General features: G+C 59.8%; 16 protein-coding genes. 11 read left to right on the forward strand and 5 right to left on the reverse strand.

Annotated features, from left to right (window positions below):
- Nucleotides 1-216: 216 nt before the first annotated feature.
- Nucleotides 217-417, reverse strand: a complete 201-nt coding sequence (locus ASE98_RS09550) for a hypothetical protein (protein ID WP_007935837.1) — start codon at nucleotides 415-417, stop codon at nucleotides 217-219.
- A gap of 678 nt (nucleotides 418-1095) precedes the next feature.
- On the opposite strand from ASE98_RS09550, the gene pcaR reads away from it, so the two are divergent.
- The 9 genes from pcaR (at nucleotide 1096) to pcaC (ending at nucleotide 10625) form a co-directional block, all read left to right on the forward strand.
- Nucleotides 1096-1938: a pca regulon transcriptional regulator PcaR gene (pcaR, locus tag ASE98_RS09555; protein WP_060541127.1), complete on the forward strand. Its 843-nt coding sequence runs from the start codon at nucleotides 1096-1098 to the stop codon at nucleotides 1936-1938.
- A gap of 124 nt (nucleotides 1939-2062) precedes the next feature.
- Nucleotides 2063-3409 carry an MFS transporter gene (locus ASE98_RS09560; protein WP_060541128.1) on the forward strand — a complete coding sequence of 449 codons (1347 nt, stop codon included), beginning with the start codon at nucleotides 2063-2065 and terminating at the stop codon, nucleotides 3407-3409.
- Nucleotides 3410-3678: 269 nt separating this feature from the next.
- Complete coding sequence (locus ASE98_RS09565; RefSeq protein ID WP_060541129.1) at nucleotides 3679-4536, forward strand: CoA transferase subunit A; 858 nt, start codon at nucleotides 3679-3681, stop codon at nucleotides 4534-4536.
- A complete protein-coding gene (locus ASE98_RS09570) occupies nucleotides 4536-5315 on the forward strand; it encodes a CoA-transferase subunit beta (RefSeq protein ID WP_060541130.1) in 780 nt (259 codons plus the stop codon). Before ASE98_RS09565 ends, ASE98_RS09570 begins: the two co-directional genes overlap by 1 nt.
- Nucleotides 5312-6517, forward strand: a complete 1206-nt coding sequence (gene pcaF, locus ASE98_RS09575) for a 3-oxoadipyl-CoA thiolase (protein WP_177336959.1) — start codon at nucleotides 5312-5314, stop codon at nucleotides 6515-6517. The genes ASE98_RS09570 and pcaF overlap by 4 nt, the downstream gene beginning before the upstream one ends.
- A 187-nt stretch (nucleotides 6518-6704) precedes the next feature.
- Nucleotides 6705-8009 carry an MFS family transporter gene (locus ASE98_RS09580; protein WP_060541132.1) on the forward strand — a complete coding sequence of 435 codons (1305 nt, stop codon included), beginning with the start codon at nucleotides 6705-6707 and terminating at the stop codon, nucleotides 8007-8009.
- A 45-nt stretch (nucleotides 8010-8054) separates the two neighbouring features.
- On the forward strand, nucleotides 8055-9419 hold the full coding sequence (locus tag ASE98_RS09585; RefSeq protein ID WP_060541133.1) for a 3-carboxy-cis,cis-muconate cycloisomerase: 1365 nt from the start codon (nucleotides 8055-8057) through the stop codon (nucleotides 9417-9419).
- A gap of 11 nt (nucleotides 9420-9430) precedes the next feature.
- The gene (pcaD, locus tag ASE98_RS09590; protein WP_060541134.1) at nucleotides 9431-10222 is read left to right on the forward strand and encodes a 3-oxoadipate enol-lactonase; all 792 of its coding nucleotides are present in this window, start codon (nucleotides 9431-9433) and stop codon (nucleotides 10220-10222) included.
- Between the two features lie 10 nt (nucleotides 10223-10232).
- Nucleotides 10233-10625, forward strand: a complete 393-nt coding sequence (pcaC, locus tag ASE98_RS09595) for a 4-carboxymuconolactone decarboxylase (RefSeq protein WP_007976697.1) — start codon at nucleotides 10233-10235, stop codon at nucleotides 10623-10625.
- A gap of 330 nt (nucleotides 10626-10955) precedes the next feature.
- On the opposite strand, the gene emhC is transcribed toward pcaC, so the two are convergent.
- The 3 genes from emhC to emhA are packed head-to-tail and all read right to left on the reverse strand — an operon-like array spanning nucleotide 10956 to nucleotide 16744.
- A complete protein-coding gene (gene emhC / locus ASE98_RS09600) occupies nucleotides 10956-12416 on the reverse strand; it encodes an efflux RND transporter outer membrane subunit EmhC (RefSeq protein ID WP_060541135.1) in 1461 nt (486 codons plus the stop codon).
- A complete protein-coding gene (gene emhB, locus ASE98_RS09605; RefSeq protein WP_060541136.1) occupies nucleotides 12416-15577 on the reverse strand; it encodes an efflux RND transporter permease subunit EmhB in 3162 nt (1053 codons plus the stop codon). Before emhB ends, emhC begins: the two co-directional genes overlap by 1 nt.
- Before the next feature lie 3 nt (nucleotides 15578-15580).
- Nucleotides 15581-16744 (reverse strand): efflux RND transporter periplasmic adaptor subunit EmhA, encoded by a 1164-nt coding sequence (gene emhA, locus ASE98_RS09610; protein ID WP_060541137.1) that lies wholly within the window; start codon nucleotides 16742-16744, stop codon nucleotides 15581-15583.
- Between the two features lie 265 nt (nucleotides 16745-17009).
- Between emhA and emhR the strand changes: the two genes are divergently transcribed.
- Nucleotides 17010-17642, forward strand: coding sequence for an efflux system transcriptional repressor EmhR (gene emhR / locus ASE98_RS09615; RefSeq protein WP_060541138.1), 633 nt, complete (start codon nucleotides 17010-17012; stop codon nucleotides 17640-17642).
- Nucleotides 17643-17898: 256 nt separating this feature from the next.
- Here the strand turns inward: emhR and ASE98_RS09620 are convergent, their stop codons facing one another.
- Entirely contained in the window at nucleotides 17899-18525 is a 627-nt protein-coding gene (locus ASE98_RS09620; RefSeq protein WP_060541139.1) for a hypothetical protein, read from the reverse strand.
- An 88-nt stretch (nucleotides 18526-18613) separates the two neighbouring features.
- Here ASE98_RS09620 and ASE98_RS09625 point away from each other — a divergent pair, with 88 nt between their 5' ends.
- Nucleotides 18614-19612: a LysR family transcriptional regulator gene (locus ASE98_RS09625; protein WP_060541140.1), complete on the forward strand. Its 999-nt coding sequence runs from the start codon at nucleotides 18614-18616 to the stop codon at nucleotides 19610-19612.
- Nucleotides 19613-19917 lie beyond the last annotated feature (305 nt).

Raw genomic sequence — 19917 nt, forward strand, 5'->3', positions numbered from 1 at the left:
TAAAAAAAGCGTCTGAAACCGGGTTTTTTAGGCGCAGACGCGGGGGCATCAATGCTTGTATGAAATATCTGAGAAGGTAGTCAGATATCAGCATTTTGTTTGATCTGGCGCAGCAAGAGACCACCGCCCGCTCGTAGCGGGCGCGAAAGGCAACGTCGATACATCCCGCTTTTAACGAGCGCAGAGGCTGCCCTTTTAAGGATCAGGCCCAAGAGATCATGGCTCTTCGGCTTTGAGTTCCTTTTCCATTTTTTGCAATTCTTGAGTGAATGCCTGGTCCTGAACGGTGGCGCGTTTACGCCAGGGTTTGCGCTCCGGTTCGGGCTGAGCGGCGTAAGTGGTGACTTCTCCGCCGTAAACTTCCTTGTAACGTTGTTCCTGGCGCTCAAGTTCCGCGCGCAGTTCGTCTTTCGTCACAGTGCTACCTGATTGAGTTGAGATGATTCTGGTGAAACGCGCTGCATCCAATGCATTGACCACGCTCATCGATACGACAACGCCCTTCAGGGCATCGGTTTAACGACAGTGTGAGCAATACTTCCATGTCGCAGGCGGCTACGGCACCAGAGATAAATAGCTGACGCAGCGTCAGATTCCTGTTTCAGCGAACGCACTGGCAAAACTTGTACAGTGAGTGTCAGGCGCTTGCCGGGGGGCAGCAGCGATGGAACATCCTGCTGCCGGATAACGTATTCGGCAAGTAAAAAACCGAATCGTTCCTGAGTTCTATTATAGCGTCCGATTTGTAGAACACTATCTCTGACGAGTTAAAAGTCAATCATGATGTGTGAGCCTGTGTCTGCTGGCAACTATCGGCTAACTAGCCCAGCGGGGGATTTCTACTTCTGGCGATGCGTTTCTGACGCCATTAAGTCGAACAAGTTACGGAAGCTTGATCATCCGATTAATTTTTTCCGCACCGTTGTGAAAAATTGTAATAACGCTGCCTGGCGTGTCGCGCCGGGCCCTTGTAAATGGCAGAATGCGATTATCGGACGGTGGTTCGATAATCGCCCAATTATGCCCGGGCAGACTTGCAGGGGCGGGCATCGGACCCTTGTAATGGCCGCTGATTCGAATGGGAAATGACCTGGTATGAACGATCAAATGCGTAACTCATTCACTTCAGTGGCTCCACCCATCGTTGCTTCGCCAGCCAAGCGGATTCAAGCGCTCACCGGCGACCCCGACTTCATGACGTCGCTGGCCCGGGGCCTGGCGGTAGTGCAAGCGTTTCAGGAGCGCAAGCGCCACCTGACCATCGCGCAGATCAGCCATCGTACGGAAATCCCCCGTGCCGCGGTGCGACGTTGCCTGCACACCTTGATCAAGCTCGGTTATGCCACCACCGACGGCCGCACCTACTCGTTGTTGCCCAAAGTGCTCACTCTCGGCCATGCCTATGTGTCTTCGACTCCGCTGGCGGTTTCCGCCCAGCCTTATCTGGACCGCATGAGCGAACAACTCCATGAGGCCTGCAACATGGCCACCCTGGAGGGTGACGATATTTTGTACATCGCCCGGTCGGCGACCACCCAGCGCCTGATTTCCGTGGACTTGTCGGTAGGTGGGCGCTTGCCGGCCTACTGCACGTCGATGGGGCGGATCCTGCTTGCCGCACTGGATGACACGTCCCTGGGCGAATACCTCGATCATGCCGAACTGCAAGCCAAGACCAGCCGCACCATCCATACCCCCGAGGCGTTGCTCGAATGCCTGCAAGAGGTACGGCAGCAGGGCTGGTGCATCGTCGATCAGGAGCTTGAGCAGGGGCTGCGGTCGATTGCCGTCCCGGTGTACGACACATCGGGCCAGGTAGTTGCCGCCCTCAATGTCAGTACCCATGCCGGTCGGGTCAGTCGAAATGAACTGGAGCAACGTTTCCTGCCTGGCCTGTTGAGTGCCAGCCGTGAACTCAGCGCTCAACTGTTCGCCTAAGCTGTTCGATAATCGCACGCAGTTGCGTTTATCGAATTGACGCTATTTCCTCTGGCTCATTAATGTCGCGGCAGCGCCAGCTTCGGTTGGCACCCGTTCGACCGCGATCCGTGGAATAAAAACAATGAACCAGCCTCAGTCTGCTGTTGGAAACTGCCTCGACGTGCAGTCTTTCATCAATGCCCAGCCCATCTCGCGCTACCAGTGGCGAGTGGTAATCCTGTGTTTCCTGATTGTCTTTCTCGATGGCCTCGACACTGCCGCCATGGGTTTCATTGCGCCGGCCTTGTCCCAGGACTGGGGCATAGACCGCGCCAGCCTCGGGCCGGTGATGAGTGCAGCCTTGATCGGCATGGTCTTCGGCGCATTGGGCTCGGGCCCGCTGGCGGACCGCTTCGGGCGAAAACTCGTGCTGGTCGGGGCAGTGCTGCTGTTTGGTGCTTTCAGCCTGGCTTCGGCCTATAGCACTAACGTCGAACAGTTGTTGGTGTTGCGCTTCCTCACCGGCCTTGGGCTGGGCGCCGGTATGCCAAACGCCACGACCCTGCTGTCGGAGTACACCCCGGAGCGCAAGAAATCCCTGCTGGTGACCAGCATGTTCTGCGGCTTCAACCTGGGTATGGCCGGTGGTGGATTCATTTCGGCCAAACTCATACCGGCGTTCGGCTGGCACAGTCTGCTACTGATCGGCGGGGTCCTGCCGCTGATCCTGGCTTTCGTTTTGCTGCTCTGGCTGCCGGAGTCGGCGCGTTATCTGGTTGTGCGCAACCGCGGTACGGACAAAGTGCGCAAGGCGCTGGCGCCGATAGATCCGACGGTAGTGGCCCAGGCATCGAGCTTCAGCGTGCCGGAACAGAAAACCGTGAAGGCGCGCAATGTGTTTGCGGTGATCTTCTCCGGCACCTATAGCGTCGGCACCTTGTTGCTATGGCTTACTTACTTCATGGGCCTGGTGATCGTTTATCTGTTGACCAGTTGGTTGCCGACCCTGATGCGTGACAGCGGCGCGAGCATGGAGCAGTCGGCGTTCATCGGCGCGCTGTTCCAGTTCGGCGGTGTATTGAGCGCGGTGGGTGTGGGTTGGGCGATGGACCGGTTCAATCCGCACAAGGTCATCGGCAGTTTCTACTTGTTGGCCGGGGTATTTGCCTACGCGGTAGGGCAGAGCCTGGGCAATATCACACTGTTGGCGACCCTGGTGCTGGTGGCCGGAATGTGTGTCAACGGCGCGCAATCGGCCATGCCGTCGCTGGCGGCGCGATTCTATCCGACCCAGGGACGCGCCACCGGGGTGTCGTGGATGCTCGGGATCGGCCGCTTTGGTGCAATCCTTGGCGCCTGGATGGGCGCGACGTTGTTGGGCCTGGGCTGGAACTTCGAGCAAGTGCTTACGGCACTGGTGATTCCGGCGGCGCTGGCGACTACTGCGGTGGTCATCAAGGGCATGGTCAGTCATGCGGATGCGACCTGATGTTCTAATCCGCTATCTCTAGTGATTTTGATGGCCTCTTCGCGGGCAAGCCCGCTCCCACAAGGATTACGCGTCAACCTGTGGGAGCGGGCTTGCCCGCGATGCTATTCAAAGGATCGATAGCCAAACAACAATTTGTTCGATTATCGAACGGTTAGTCGATTATCGGATTGTTTGCGCTTTTTCAGAAGCTTAACCTTCAGGCATTCCGGCGCGCGCATCGCGCCTTTTTCTTAGACTGGCAGTTAATAACAACGGGAGCCTGCCCCATGGCTGAAATCCTTTCGCTGCACGACGCGGTGAAGCAATTCGTAAACGACGGCGATACCGTCGCGCTCGAAGGCTTCACTCACCTGATCCCGACAGCTGCGGGCCACGAAATCATTCGCCAGGGCAAGAAAGACCTGACGCTGGTACGCATGACCCCTGACCTGATCTACGACCAGTTGATCGGTGCTGGCTGTGCCCGCAAACTGATTTTCTCCTGGGGCGGCAACCCGGGTGTCGGTTCGCTGCACCGTCTGCGTGATGCAGTGGAAAAGCAGTGGCCGCACGCGCTGGAAATCGAAGAACACAGCCATGCCGACCTGGCCAACGCCTACGTCGCCGGCGCTTCCGGCTTGCCGTTCGCGGTACTGCGTGCCTACGCCGGTTCCGATTTGCCGAAGGTCAACCCGCTGATCAAAACTGTTACTTGCCCGTTCACCGGTGAAGTGCTGGCCGCCGTGCCTTCGGTTCGCCCGGATATCACCGTGATTCACGCGCAGAAAGCCGACCGTAAAGGCAACGTGTTGCTCTGGGGCATCCTCGGCGTGCAGAAAGAAGCTGCCCTGGCTGCCAAGCGCTGCATTGTCACCGTTGAAGAAATCGTCGACGACCTCAATGCGCCGATGAATGCTTGCGTATTGCCGACCTGGGCGTTGAGCGCGGTCTGCCATGTGCCAGGTGGCGCGCATCCGTCCTACGCACACGGTTACACCGAACGTGACAACCGCTTCTATCAGGCCTGGGACCCGATTGCCCGCGATCGTGAAACCTTCACCGCGTGGATCAACGAGTACATCCATGGCAGCGCTGACTTCAGCGAGTTCCAGGCCAAACTGGCCGCCGCTTCGGAGGCGAAGTAATGACTTACACCACCAATGAAATGATGACCGTCGCCGCCGCCCGCCGTTTGAAGAACGGTTCGGTGTGCTTCGTGGGTATCGGCCTGCCGTCGAAAGCGGCCAACCTGGCGCGGCTGACTTCTTCGCCGGACGTAGTCCTGATTTACGAATCGGGTCCGATTGGTGCCAAGCCGAGCGTACTGCCGCTGTCGATCGGTGACGGTGAGTTGGCGGAAACCGCTGACACCGTGGTTCCGACCGGTGAGATTTTTCGCTACTGGCTGCAGGGCGGTCGCATTGACGTCGGTTTCCTGGGCGCTGCGCAGGTCGACCGTTTCGGCAACATCAATACCACGGTGGTGGGTGACTACCATTCGCCGAAGGTCCGCCTGCCGGGTGCCGGTGGCGCGCCGGAGATTGCCGGTTCCGCCAAGAGCGTACTGATTATCCTCAAGCAGTCGGCGCGTTCATTTGTCGACAAGCTCGATTTCATCACCTCGGTCGGTCATGGCGAGGGCGGCGATTCGCGCAAGCGTCTCGGCCTGCCGGGCGCAGGTCCGGTCGGCATCATTACCGACCTGTGCATCATGGAACCGGAGGAGGGCACCCATGAGTTCGTGGTCACCGCGCTGCACCCGGGCGTGACCCGCGAGCAAGTGGTAGCCGCCACCGGTTGGGCCATTCGTTTTGCTGACAGCGTTGAACAAACCGCTGAGCCGACGATCGTTGAGCTGACAGCCTTGCGTGATCTGGAAGCCCGCACTGCGGCCGCCCACGGTCAAGCCCCCGGAGAAGCGTGATGCGTGACGTTTATATCTGCGACGCGATTCGTACCCCCATCGGCCGTTTCGGCGGTGGTTTGTCGACGGTTCGCGCCGACGACCTGGCCGCCGTGCCGATCAAGGCGCTGATGGAGCGCAACCCCTCGGTGGACTGGAATGCAGTGGACGAGGTGTTCCTCGGCTGCGCCAACCAGGCCGGTGAAGACAACCGCAACGTGGCGCGCATGGCGCTGCTGTTGGCGGGGCTGCCGGACACTATTCCGGGCGTGACCCTCAATCGCCTCTGCGCTTCGGGCATGGACGCTATCGGCACCGCGTTCCGCGCCATTGCCAGCGGCGAAATGGAGCTGGCGATCGCCGGTGGCGTCGAGTCGATGTCCCGTGCGCCGTTCGTGATGGGCAAGGCTGATGCTGCGTTCTCGCGCAACATGAAGCTTGAAGACACCACCATTGGCTGGCGCTTTATCAACCCGCTGATGAAGGCCCAGTACGGCGTCGACGCAATGCCGCAGACCGCTGACAACGTCGCCGATGACTACGAAGTTTCTCGCGAGGATCAGGACGCTTTCGCCCTGCGCAGTCAGCAGCGCACTGCCGTCGCACAAGCCGCCGGATTCTTCGCCGAAGAAATCGTCGAAGTGCGCATTGCCCACAAGAAGGGTGAAACCGTGGTCAGCCAAGATGAACATCCGCGCGCCGACACCACCCTCGAAGCCCTGACCAGGCTGAAGCCGGTCAACGGCCCGGACAAAACCGTTACGGCGGGCAATGCCTCGGGTGTCAACGACGGTGCTGCCGCGTTGATCCTGGCTTCGGCTGAAGCCGTGAAGAAACACGGTCTGACTGCTCGTGCCAAAGTGTTGGGCATGTCCAGTGCCGGTGTGGCTCCGCGAGTCATGGGCATCGGTCCGGTGCCGGCCGTGCGCAAACTGACCGAGCGCCTCGGTCTGGCGGTCAGCGACTTCGACGTGATCGAGCTCAATGAAGCCTTCGCCAGCCAGGGCTTGGCGGTGCTGCGGGAATTGGGACTGGCGGACGACGCACCTCAGGTCAACCCGAACGGTGGCGCGATTGCCTTGGGACACCCGTTGGGCATGAGCGGTGCACGGCTGGTACTGACGGCGTTGCATCAGCTGGAAAAAACCGGTGGCAAGAAAGGTCTGGCGACCATGTGCGTCGGCGTCGGCCAAGGTCTGGCTTTGGCTATCGAGCGCGTCTGACGAGCTCTGATGGCGGATTATCAAGGTCAAGATCAAAAGATCGCAGCCTGCGGCAGCTCCTACAGGGTGGATGCCGTACCCATGTAGGCGCTGCCGCAGGCTGCATCTTTTGATGTTTCAGTGCTGCGGAACGGGACTGTTGCAAAGTGTGTCTAGACTCTCACGGTCCCCATTGAGAAAGTAAACAATGACAACTCCCACCGCTACTCCAGCTCTCTACACGGGCGAAGAACGCAGCAAGCGGATCTTCGCGATTGTCGGCGCCTCGTCCGGCAACCTGGTCGAATGGTTCGACTTTTACGTCTACGCCTTTTGCGCGATCTATTTCGCCCCGGCTTTTTTCCCGTCCGACAACCCCACGGTACAACTGGTCAACACCGCCGGCGTATTCGCCGCCGGGTTCCTGATGCGCCCGATTGGCGGCTGGATCTTCGGTCGTGTTGCGGACAAGCACGGGCGCAAGAATTCGATGCTGATTTCGATTCTGATGATGTGCTTCGGCTCGTTGCTCATCGCTTGCCTGCCGACCTACAAGGACATCGGCGTCTGGGCACCGATCATGTTGCTGTTTGCTCGTTTGCTGCAAGGTCTGTCGGTAGGCGGCGAGTACGGCACTACCGCCACCTACATGAGCGAAGTCGCCCTCAAGGGCCAACGCGGGTTCTTCGCCTCGTTCCAGTACGTCACGCTGATTGGCGGGCAACTGTTGGCGGTGTCGCTGGTGGTGATCCTGCAACAATTCCTCAATGAAGACGAGTTGCGCGCTTACGGCTGGCGGATTCCGTTCGTGGTCGGTGCCGTGGCGGCGTTGATCTCGTTGTTCTTGCGTCGTTCGCTGAAAGAAACCTCCAGCAAGGAAATGCGCGAAAACAAGGACGCCGGCAGCATCCGTGCGCTGTTTCGCGACCACAAGGCGGCGTTCATTACCGTGCTTGGCTACACCGCCGGTGGCTCGCTGATTTTCTATACGTTCACCACCTACATGCAGAAATACCTGGTGAACACCGCTGGCATGCACGCCAAGACCGCCAGCTACATCATGACCGGCGCGCTGTTCCTGTATATGTGCATGCAGCCGATTTTCGGCATGCTTGCGGACAAGATCGGTCGACGTAACTCGATGCTGTGGTTCGGCGCCCTCGGCACACTGTGCACCGTGCCGATTCTGCTGAGCCTCAAAAGTGTCAGCAGTCCGTTCCTGGCCTTTGTGCTGATTACCGTGGCGCTGGCGATCGTCAGTTTCTACACCTCGATCAGCGGCCTGGTAAAAGCCGAGATGTTTCCGCCTGAAGTCCGCGCCCTGGGTGTCGGCCTGGCGTATGCGGTAGCGAATGCTATTTTCGGCGGTTCGGCGGAGTATGTTGCCTTGAGCCTCAAAGCGGTAGGCATGGAAAACTCCTTCTACTGGTACGTGACGGTGATGATGGCCATAGCGTTCCTGTTCAGCCTGCGCCTGCCCAAACAGGCGAAGTATTTACATCACGACCTTTGATCCATACCCGCGGGCCCGAGCGGCCCGCGCCTGCAGGAACTGTTTATGAATCAGCGACCGGGCAATCAATTGTTCGATGCCTATTTCACTGCTCGCGATATGCGTGACGTGTTTTGCGATCAGGGCCGGGTTCAGGCCATGCTCGATTTCGAAGCGGCGCTGGCCAGGGCCCAGGCGCGGGTCGGGCTGATTCCGCACACGGCGGTGGCACCGATCGAAGCGGCCTGCCAGGCCGGGCATTACGATTTTTCGGCCCTCGGCGAGGCGATTGCCACGGCCGGTAATTCGGCGATCCCATTGGTCAAGGCGCTGGGCAGGCACATCGCCGCGAGCAATGCCGAAGCCGAGCGCTATGTGCATCTGGGCGCCACCAGTCAGGATGTGATGGACAGCGGATTGGTGCTGCAACTGCGCCGCGCACTCGAGTTGATCGACAGCGATCTGGCCCAACTGGGCCAAACCCTGGCCACCCAGGCTCAGCGTTACGTGGCCACGCCACTGGCCGGACGCACCTGGTTGCAGCACGCGACGCCGGTCACCCTCGGCATGAAAATCGCCGGTTGGCTGGGCGCGGTGACCCGCAGCCGTCAGCGACTGCAGGAACTTAAGCCGCGTCTGCTGGTGCTGCAATTCGGCGGCGCCTCCGGAACCCTCGCGGCCCTCGGCAAGCAGGCGATGCCGATAGCGCAAGCGCTGGCCGAGGAGCTGCAACTGACGCTGCCCGAGCAACCCTGGCACACCCAGCGAGATCGCCTGGTGGAGTTCGGCTCGGTACTCGGGCTGATCGCCGGCAGCCTGGGCAAACTCGGGCGCGACATCAGTCTGTTGATGCAGACCGAAGCCGGCGAAGTGTTTGAGCCTTCGGCGCCGGGCAAGGGCGGATCTTCAACCATGCCGCATAAACGCAATCCAGTCGGCGCGGCGGTGCTGATCGGTGCGGCGACGCGCGTGCCGGGCCTGATCTCGACCCTGTTCAGCGCCATGCCCCAGGAGCACGAGCGCAGCCTCGGCCTGTGGCATGCCGAGTGGGAAACCCTGCCGGAGATTTGTTGCCTGGTATCCGGCAGCCTCAAGCAGGCGCTGCTGGTGACGGGCGGGCTGGAGGTGGACGCCGAACGCATGGCCCGCAACCTCGATTTGACCCAGGGCCTGGTGCTCGCCGAAGCGGTGAGCATCGTCCTTGCACAAAGGGTGGGGCGCGACACCGCGCATCATCTGTTGGAACAATGCTGCAAACGCGCCGTGGCCGAACAACGTCATCTGCGCGCGGTACTCGGCGACGAGCCGCAAGTGACTGCCGAATTGTCGGCGGTCGAACTCGATCATCTGCTGGACCCCGCACATTATCTCGGTCAGGCCAGAACCTGGGTCGAGCGAGCGGTGGCCGAACATTCTGCATTGACTGCCTGAAGGAGATTGCTGTGGCTTTTGTACAACTCGCCGAGGGCGAACTGCACTACCAACTCGACGGACCGGTCGATGCGCCGGTACTGGTGCTGTCCAACTCCCTGGGTACCGACCTGCATATGTGGGACGCGCAAATTGCCGCGTTCACCGAGCATTACCGTGTGCTGCGTATCGATACTCGCGGTCACGGAAAATCGCTGGTAACCCCGGGGCCTTACAGCATCGAGCAACTGGGCCACGATGTTTTGGCGCTGCTGGATGCGCTGCACATCGAGCGCGTACATTTCTGCGGTCTGTCCATGGGCGGTTTGATCGGCCAGTGGCTGGGGATCAACGCCGGCGAGCGTCTGAACAAATTGGTGGTGTGCAACACCGCGGCGAAAATCGGCGATCCATCGATATGGAATCCGCGCATCGAAACCGTGCTGCGTGATGGCCAGGCAGCCATGGTCGCCTTGCGCGATGCGTCGATCGCGCGCTGGTTTACCCCGGACTTTTCCGAGGCGAATCCGGCGGCCGCCAAGCGCATTACCGATATGCTCGCGGCCACTTCGCCAGAAGGCTATGCCGCCAATTGCGCGGCCGTACGCGATGCCGATTTTCGCGATCAGTTGTCATCGATCAAGGTGCCGTTGCTGGTGATCGCCGGTACTGAAGATGCGGTGACGCCACCGTCCGGTGGGCACTTCATCCAGGAGCACGTAGAAGGCGCCGAATACGCCGAGTTCTACGCTGCACACCTGTCCAACGTCCAGGCCGGCGACGCGTTCAGCGAGCGGGTACTGGCTTTTTTGCTGGCTGACTGAGGGGCATTTCGTGGACGAGAAACAACGCTACGACGAGGGTATGAAAGTCCGCCGCGCGGTACTTGGCGATGCCCACGTTGACCGCAGTCTGACTACCCTGACCGAGTTCAACTCGGAGTTTCAGGAGATGATCACCCGCCACGCCTGGGGTGACATCTGGACCCGCCCGGGCCTGCCGCGCCATACCCGCAGCCTGATCACCATCGCCATGTTGATTGGCATGAATCGCGAAGGTGAGCTCAAGCTTCATTTGCGCGCGGCCGCCAACAACGGCGTCAGCCGCGGCGAGATCAAGGAAGTGATCATGCAGAGCGCGATCTACTGCGGCATCCCGGCGGCCAACGCGACGTTCCACCTGGCGGAGTCGGTGTGGGATGAGTTGGGGGTTGAATCGCGGGAGTGATCCCCGAGATTTTCGGCGACTGAACTGACGTCATCGCGGGCAAGCCACGCTCCCACAGTTTTGCGGTGTCATGCCAGTGTTGTGTTCACCGAAGAACCCTGTGGGAGTGTGGCTTGCCCGCGATGGCGGCGGTACATCAAACGTTGATGTAGCGCAAAGAATGCCATCGCGAGCAGGCTCGCTCCCACAGGTAACCGGGTTTTTGCAGAAAAAATGCGGTCGAATGTGGGAGCCAGCCTGCTGGCGATGGGGCCATAAAGAACAACTCTCCTTTTCCCGCAACCAACAAAAAGCCCACCAATCGGTGGGCTTTTTGTTTTCACAGCGCTATCAGAAGTACTTCATCTTCGGCGCTTCTTCTTTCACCGGCTCGTTTTTCGCGGTCTGTTCGTTCCAGCCACCACCGAGGGCCTTGTACAGATTGACTGCGCTGACCAGTTGCGCCAGACGGTCGGTGATCAGCACCTGTTGGGCGCTGAACAGCTGGCGCTGGGCATCGAGGAAGGTCAGGTTGCTGTCGACGCCGATGCGGTAGCGACGCTCGGCCAGGCGGTAGTAATCCTGGTTGGCGCTGACGAAATCACGCTGAGCCTGCAACTGCTGGGTGTAGGTCTGGCGTGCGGCCAGGCCGTCGGCGACTTCCTGGAAGGCGGTCTGGATGGACTTCTCGTAGTTCGCCACGCCGATGTCTTTCTGGATTTTCGAGTAATCCAGGCTGGCACGCAGGCTGCCGGCGTTGAAGATCGGCAGGTTGATCTGCGGCTGGAACAGCCAGGTGCCGGAACCGCCATTGAATAGACCGGACAGGTCGGGGCTCAGGGTTCCGGCATTGGCGGTCAGGCTGATGCTCGGGAAAAACGCTGCCCGCGCCGCGCCAATGTTGGCGTTGGCGGCCTTGAGGTTATGCTCGGCCTGGAGGATGTCCGGGCGACGCTGCAGCAGGTCCGATGGCAGACCTGGTGGAACGTCGCTCAGCAGGTCGTCGTTCAGCGGTTTGGCCGCCTGCAGATTGGCCGGGATGCCGGTGCCGAGCAGCAGTACCAGGCTGTTTTCATCCTGGGCGACCTGGCGGGTGTACTTGGCCAGTTGCGCCCTGGCGTTTTCAACCGAGGTGCGCGACTGGGCCAGGTCCAGCGCCGAGGCGACGCCCACTTCGTTGCTTCGGGCAGTGAGCTTGTAGCTCTCTTCGAATGCGGCGAGGGTGTCCTGAGTCAGCTTCAGCAGTTCCTTGTCGGCCTGCCAGGTCAGGTAGGCATTGGCGACGTTGGCCACCAGGCTGATTTGCGTGCTGCGCCGACCTTCTTCAGTGGCGAAGTACTGCTGCAGCGCTTCTTCATTCAGGCTGCGAACCCGACCGAACAGGTCAAGTTCATAGGCGCTGACGCCGACAGTGGCCGAGTAGGAACTGGTGATGCCGGCTTCGCCGGTCTGCGAGGCATCCGCCGGCAGACGCTGGCGGTTGCCGGTGCCATTGGCCGAGACCGCCGGGAACAGATCGGCACGGGAGATGCGATATTGCGCGGCGAAGGCGTCGATGTTCAGCGCCGCGACACGCAGGTCGCGGTTGTTTTCCAGGGAAACCTGGATCAGTTGCTGCAGCGCCGGGTCATGGAAAAACTGCTTCCAGCCTTGTTCCGCCGCAGCCTGGGCAGGCGCCTGGTTCGGCGAATACGCCGGGCCCTGCGGGTACTGGCCCGTCACCGGCGCTTGCGGCTGCTGATAATCAGGTATCAGCGAGCAGCCACCGAGCACGAAGGCGGCGACTGCCAGGGAGAGTAGCGACTTGCTCATTAGCCAGCCTCTTTAGGGGTTTCAGTAGCGTCATCCTGGTCGACCTGCTTGCGCTGGCCAATGGACGATACGGTGACAAAGAACAGCGGGACCCAGAAAATCGCCAGAACAGTGGCCGTGATCATACCGCCAATCACCCCGGTGCCGATGGCATGCTGGCTACCGGAACCTGCGCCCGTGGATATGGCCAGTGGTACCACACCGAGAACGAACGCGAGCGAGGTCATGATGATCGGTCGCAGACGCATGCGGCAGGCTTCGATCGCCGCGTCGCGCAGGGTGCGCCCTTGCTCGTGCAGTTCCTTGGCGAATTCGACGATCAGAATGGCGTTTTTCGCCGCCAGACCGATGGTCGTCAACAGGCCTACCTGGAAGTACACGTCGTTGGACAGGCCACGCAAGCTGGTCGCCATCAGTGCACCAATGATCCCCAGCGGCACCACCAGCATCACCGCAATCGGAATCGACCAGCTTTCATACAGCGCCGCCAGGCACAGGAACACCATCAGCAGCGACAGGGCGTACAACGCCGGTGCTTGCGAGCCGGACAGCCGTTCCTCATAGGACAGGCCGGTCCAGGAAATACCGACACCTTTCGGCAGTTTGGCGGCAATGGCTTCAACTTCGGCCATCGCTTCACCGGTGGAATAACCCGGAGCCGGGGCGCCGAGGATTTCCATCGCCTCTACGCCGTTGTAGCGGGCCAGTTTCGGCGATCCGTAGATCCACTCGCCCTTGGCGAACGCCGAGAACGGAACCATGGTGCCGACGCTGTTGCGCACGTACCACTTGTTGAGGTCTTCGGGGCTCATGCGTGAACCCGGCTGACCTTGCACGTAAACCTTCTTCACCCGACCACGGTCGATGAAGTCGTTGACGTAGCTACTGCCCAGGGCGATCGACAGGGTGTTGTTGATATCGGCGATAGTAATGCCCAGGGCACTGGCCTTCTCGTCGTCGATTTCCAGTTGGAATTGCGGTTCGTCGCTCAGGCCGTTCGGACGGACCTGAGTGAGAATCTTGCTTTGCGCTGCCATACCGAGGAACTGGTTGCGCGCTTCCATCAGCTTGGCGTGCCCGATACCGGCACGGTCCTGCAGGAACACGTCGAAACCGGTGGCGTTACCCAGTTCCAGTACCGCCGGTGGCGCGAAGGCAAACACCATGGCGTCACGGAAGGTGAAGAAGTGCTGTTGGGCACGGGCCGCGACCTTGAACACGTTGTTGTCGGCGTTACGTTCGTCCCACGGGCGCAGCATGATGAACGCCATACCCGAGCTCTGGCCACGACCGGCGAAGTTGAAGCCGGTCACGGTAAACACCGAGTTCACCGCATCACCTTCACCACCATCCTTGCCCGGACGCAACAGGAATTCGCGCATCTCGTCCACGACCACCTGGGTACGCTGGGAGGTAGAACCGGCCGGTGTCTGCACCTGGGCGAACAGTACGCCCTGGTCCTCTTCCGGCAGGAACGCCGTCGGGATACGGGTGAACAGCCAGATCATGCCGACGATGATGAGCAGGTAGGCCAGCAGGTACGGGGCCTTGTGCGTGAGCATGCTGCCCACGCCGCGTTCGTAGCTTTTGACGCCGCGGTCGAAGTTGCGGTTGAACCAGCCAAAGAAACCGCGTTTGGGCGTATGGTGCTCGCCCTTCGGAATGGCCTTGAGCATGGTGGCGCAGAGCGCCGGGGTGAAGATCAGTGCAACCAGTACCGACAGGGCCATGGCCGAGACGATGGTGATCGAGAACTGCTTGTAGATCACGCCGGTGGAGCCGCTGAAAAACGCCATCGGCAGCAATACCGCCGACAGCACCAGGGCGATACCCACCAGGGCGCCCTGGATCTGGCCCATGGATTTCTTGGTGGCTTCCTTGGGCGACAGACCTTCTTCGCTCATCACCCGTTCGACGTTTTCCACCACGACGATGGCGTCGTCCACCAGCAAGCCGATGGCGAGCACCATACCGAACATGGTCAGGGTGTTGATGCTGAAGCCGGCTGCCGCGAGGATCCCGAATGTACCCAGCAATACCACCGGCACGGTCATCGTGGTGATGATGGTGGCGCGGAAGTTCTGCAGGAACAGGAACATCACCAGGAACACCAGCGCAACCGCTTCGACCAGCGTGTTAACCACACCCTTGATCGACTCGGTCACCACCGGGGTGGTGTCGTACGGGAATACCACTTCCATGCCTTCAGGGAAGAACGGCTTGAGGCTGTCGATCGTCGTGCGCAGCGCCTTGGCGGTATCCAGGGCGTTGGCGCCGGTGGCCAGTTTCACTGCCAGGCCGGAAGCCGGAGCGCCGTTGAACTGGGCGTTGATGCTGTAGTTTTCACCACCCAGGCCGACCTCGGCGACATCCTTCAGGCGAACCTGGGAGCCATCCTTGTTGACCTTGAGCAGGATTTTATTGAATTGCTCGGCGGTCTGCAGGCGGGTCTTGCCGATGATCGTGGCGTTCAACTGTGTGCCGGGCAGGGCGGGCAGGCCGCCGAGCTGGCCGGACGATACCTGGACGTTCTGCGCAGCGATGGCGGTCTTGACGTCCACCGGGGTCAGGTTGAAGTTGTTCAACTTGGCCGGGTCGAGCCAGATACGCATGGCGTACTGGGAACCGAACACCTGGAAGTCACCGACACCGGCTGTCCGCGAGATCGGGTCCTGCATGTTCGACACGATGTAGTTGGACAGGTCGTCCTTGGTCATGCTGCCGTCACGCGACACCACGCCGATCACCAGCAGGAAGTTCTTCACTGCCTTGGTCACCCGGATACCCTGCTGCTGCACTTCTTGCGGCAGCAGCGGGGTGGCCAGGTTCAGCTTGTTCTGGACCTGTACCTGCGCGGTATCGGAGTTGGTGCCTTGCTCGAAGGTCGCGGTGATGGTCATGGTGCCGTCGGAGTTACTTTCCGAGGACACATACCGCAGGTTGTCGATACCGTTGAGTTGCTGTTCGATCACCTGCACCACGGTGTCCTGCACGGTTTGCGCAGAAGCGCCCGGGTAGGTCACGGAGATGGCGATCGCCGGTGGCGCGATGCTCGGGTATTGGTTGATCGGCAGTTTGAGGATCGATAGTGCCCCGACCAGCATGATCACCAGGGCAATTACCCAGGCGAAAATCGGACGGTCAATGAAGAATTTTGACATGAGTTACTCCCCTTTGCCGCCGGACGCTTTGTCAGCTGTCTGGACGGGGGCCGGGTTCTTTGCGCCTACGTTGACGTTAGTCGCCTCACTGGCCTTGACTTCAATGCCGGGGTGGACGAATTGCAGCCCTTCGGTAATCAGGCGATCGCCCGCCTTCAGGCCGTCTTCGATCAGCCATTGGTTGCCGACAGTGCGGTTGGCCTTGAGCTGACGCAGTTCGACCTTGTTGTCGGGACCGACGACCAGTGCGGTCGGGGTGCCTTTGAGGTCGCGGGTCACGCCTTGCTGCGGGGCCAGGATGGCGGCGCTGTTCACACCGGCCTGCAACTGGGCGTGCACGAACATGCCCGGCAGAAGCGTATGGTCAGGGTTCGGGAACACGGCGCGCAGGGTAACGGAGCCGGTGGTCTGGTCAACCGAGACTTCGGAGAACTCCAGCTTGCCGTCAAGTTGGTACTGGCTGCCGTCTTCGAGGGTCAGCTTGACCTTCGCGGCATTGTCGCCGGCTTTTTGCAGGCGACCGCTTTCCAGTTCGCGGCGCAGTTGAAGCAGCTCGACCGAAGACTGGGTAACGTCGACGTAGATCGGGTCCAGTTGCTGGATGACTGCCATCGCTTCGGTCTGACCGTTGGCGACCAGCGCACCTTCGGTAACTGAAGAGCGACCGATACGGCCGGTCAACGGCGCATACACCTTGGTGTAGCGCACGTTGATCTGCGCCGTTTGCAGCGCGGCTTCCGATTGCAGGCGGTTGGCCACGGCGGTGTCGTATTCCTGACGGCTTACGGCTTGTTCGTCGACCAGTTGCTTGTAGCGGTCGGAGATCGATTTGGTCGAACGCAGGTTGGCTTCGGCGCTTTTCAATGTAGCGTCATAGACCGACGGGTCGATCTGATACAGCTGCTGGCCGGCTTTGACGTCGCCACCTTCCTTGAACAGGCGCTTGAGGATGATGCCGTTGACCTGTGGGCGAACTTCGGCGATGCGGAACGCGCTGGTACGACCTGGCAGTTCGGATGTCAGGGTGAAGGCTTGCGGTTGCAGAGTCACGACGCCGACCTGAGGGGGTGGGGCGACCGGTGCTGCCTCTTCCTTTTTGCATCCGCTGAGTAGCGATGCCAGGGCGACGGCGGCGACCAGAGCGGTAACAGCTGGCTTGAATTGCATGAAAATCCTCGGGTCAGGCGCGCAAAGTGCGCACAAGAAAGGTGGAAGGTTTGAAAATGTTTACCGAGTGGATAAGTAGCTTGCTAAGGAATATACTTACGTACATGGTTGTTTGTAAATACCTTGGCTGTGTATCCCCGCCGTTACAGCAGCCATATAAAGGTTCGAATTGTAGGCCGGGGACGGCGACCAAGAGCGCTCGTTCCACTTTTATTCAGCTGATATTCAGACATCAGTGAAGCACCCTGATTGAGGTTGTACTGCCATGGTCCGTCGCACCAAAGAGGAAGCTCAGGAAACCCGCGCGCAAATACTCGTGGCGGCCGAAAAAGCCTTTTACGAGCGAGGCGTGGCGCGCACGACCCTGGCGGACATCGCGACCCTGGCCGGCGTCACTCGGGGAGCCATCTACTGGCATTTCAGTAACAAGGCGGATCTGGTTCAGGCCATGCTCGACACCTTGCATGAGCCGCTGGAGGAGATGGCCAAGGCCAGCGAAAGCCCCGACGAACCCGACCCCCTGGGCTGCATGCGCAAGCTGTTGGTTCATTTGTTTCATCAAATTGCACTGGACCCGAAAACCCGGCGCATCAACGAAATTCTGTTTCATAAGTGCGAATTCACCGATGAAATGAGTGACCTGCGCCTGCAGCGAGTGGCGGCCAGCCTCGATTGCAATGTGCGGATCGGCCTGGCCCTGAAAAATGCAGTGAACCGGGGGCAGTTGCCGGAAAATCTTGACACTGCCCGCGCGGCCATCAGCTTGCATGCTTACATCGACGGCATCCTGTACCAGTGGTTGCTGGCTCCAGAGAGCTTTGAACTGCACATCGAAGCCGAACGCTGGGTCGATACGGGGCTGGACATGCTGCGCTTGAGCCCCAGCCTGCGCAAATGAAACCAGGCGCGTAATTTGCACCGGGTGTGTCAAATGAGGCTTTGATGTCACCGGGCGTGCCGCGGTGGGGTGCTTTTATATACGCACCGTCGACAAGATGACAGGTAGCGAACTATGTATTTTGTAGGGATTTTGTTTCACGCCTGTGAATGAGGAGAAAAGAACCCCGGTGGTTTGCGGGGGTATTTCATCCAGGCAAGTTTTTGCAGGAATGGTCTGGTTTGCGGCTGATGACATTTGCGCCCCCCCCACGTGGTCAATCCACGTGATAGTGGACCGACAGCGTCCCTTTCTTTTGTGCAACTGAACCGATCGAAACCCTTTGCAGGTCCTTCAGGCTGCGCACATGAGTGCCGCCACAGCCATAGGCAGGCAGTTCGCCGAAACCGATTTCCCTGGCACCTTCTCGCACGGAGGTCAGGCGCGGCAGGTCAGCGGCGATCCATTGTTCGATGCCGTGCTCAACGGTCAGCGCCTCGATATCCTGAGCCGAATTTGTCGGTTTGAATTGCACGCGTCCTTCCCCCGGCCAGTGATGTGCCTTGATCGGCATCCAGCCCATGGCCTGGACGAAGTGGCCGATCAGGTGGCCAGCGGAATGCATGCGTGTGTTGAACAGCCGACGCTGTTCGTCGACGCGGATCTGCGCCATGCCGAGTCTGACCGGGTGGTCGACGAAGTGAATGATCCGTTGCGCTTCCTGGACCACCCTCAACACCTGACTTTCTCCGATCCAGCCAGTGTCGCAGGGTTGCCCGCCGCCCTGTGGGTGAAACAGGGTTGCGCGTAGCACCACTGCAAACTCGTTTTCGTGAGGTGTGCAATCGAGGACTTCCACGTTGGCCTTGAGGTCATCGCTATGGAAAAAAAGGCGCAGCGTCATATCCAGGCTCGTATTGAATTTCCTTTTTTATTATAGAAATGCAGTAAGTGCGTGATAATCCGGTCAAACATCAAAGGACTGTTGCGCTGTGAACACAAATCTCCCGCTGCCCCTGCTCGGTGAAATGGCGATATTCGTCAAGGTCGTCGAGACGGGAAGCTTCTCCGAGGCGGCTCGTCAACTGGGCTCTTCCCCCTCGGCAATCAGTCGCAGCATTTCGCGACTGGAAAAGGCGCTTGCGACCCGCCTGCTGCAACGCACCACGCGCAAGCTGCGCCTGAGCGATGGCGGCGAGGAGGTGTTCAAGCGTTGCAAGGAGATGGTTAACGCTGCCCGGTCAGTGATGGAAATCAGTGGGCAGTTCACTGATGAACCCGAGGGTCTGGTGCGAATCAGCGTACCAAAAGCGGTAGGCAGAATCGTGATTCACCCGCATATGCCGGAGTTTTTGCGCCGCTATCCCAAAGTGGATGTGGAACTGTTGCTTGAAGATCGTCAGGTCGATTTGATTGACGATCATGTCGACCTGGCGATTCGCATCACCGATAGGCCACCTGCGGGGCTGGTGGGGCGTCAGCTGCTGACGATTGACCATTTACTCTGCGCGACGCCGCAGTATCTGGCCGAACATGGTACGCCGACTCACCCCCATGACTTGCTCAACCACAGTTGCATTTACCTGGGCGAGACCCCGAGTGATGCGCGCTGGAAATTCAAGAAGGGTAATAAATCGGTTACCGTCGGTGTGCGTGGGCGATATGCGGCCAATCACACTGGCGTACGTTATGGCGCGGTATTGCAGCACATCGGCATTGGCAGCTTGCCGTATTTCACTGCGCGCCATGCCCTGGAAAAGGGGTTGATGGTGCAGGTTCTGCCCGACTGGACCTTTTTGGCGTCCTATCACGGAGGCGCCTGGCTGCTGCATTCCCCAACCCGATACCTGCCTCCCAAGCTGCGGGTGCTGATTGATTACCTGGTGGAGTGCCTTGCGAAAGAGCCGACTTTGGGGAAACCGGGTAAGACCAATGGCCCTTGCTGGACCCCATCGGAGTATGAACTGCCCGACAGTGACGGGTTGTTCTGAACGCAAAAAAATGGATCTTGGCGCAACCCCGGGAAATACGGATAACCCAATACCTGTAGGGGCCGGCTTGCTGGCGATGGTCTCAAGTACGCCGCGTTCATTCAGCTCATACGCTTTATCGTTAACGACCATCGCCAGCAAGCCGGCTCCTGCAGAGAGACGCGAACTCCACCAGATCGGCATTTTTGTCTCCCGCGATTCCGTGAATGTCTAGTCCTGAAATAGGTTTACACCTGTTTCAGTCTCAAAACGCCCGATGCACCGCATCGGGCGTTTTGTATTTCAAGGCCAGATGTGGCCGCTCC

The organism is Pseudomonas sp. Leaf48 (assembly GCF_001421885.1).
In the GTDB taxonomy this organism is placed as follows: Bacteria; Pseudomonadota; Gammaproteobacteria; order Pseudomonadales; family Pseudomonadaceae; genus Aquipseudomonas.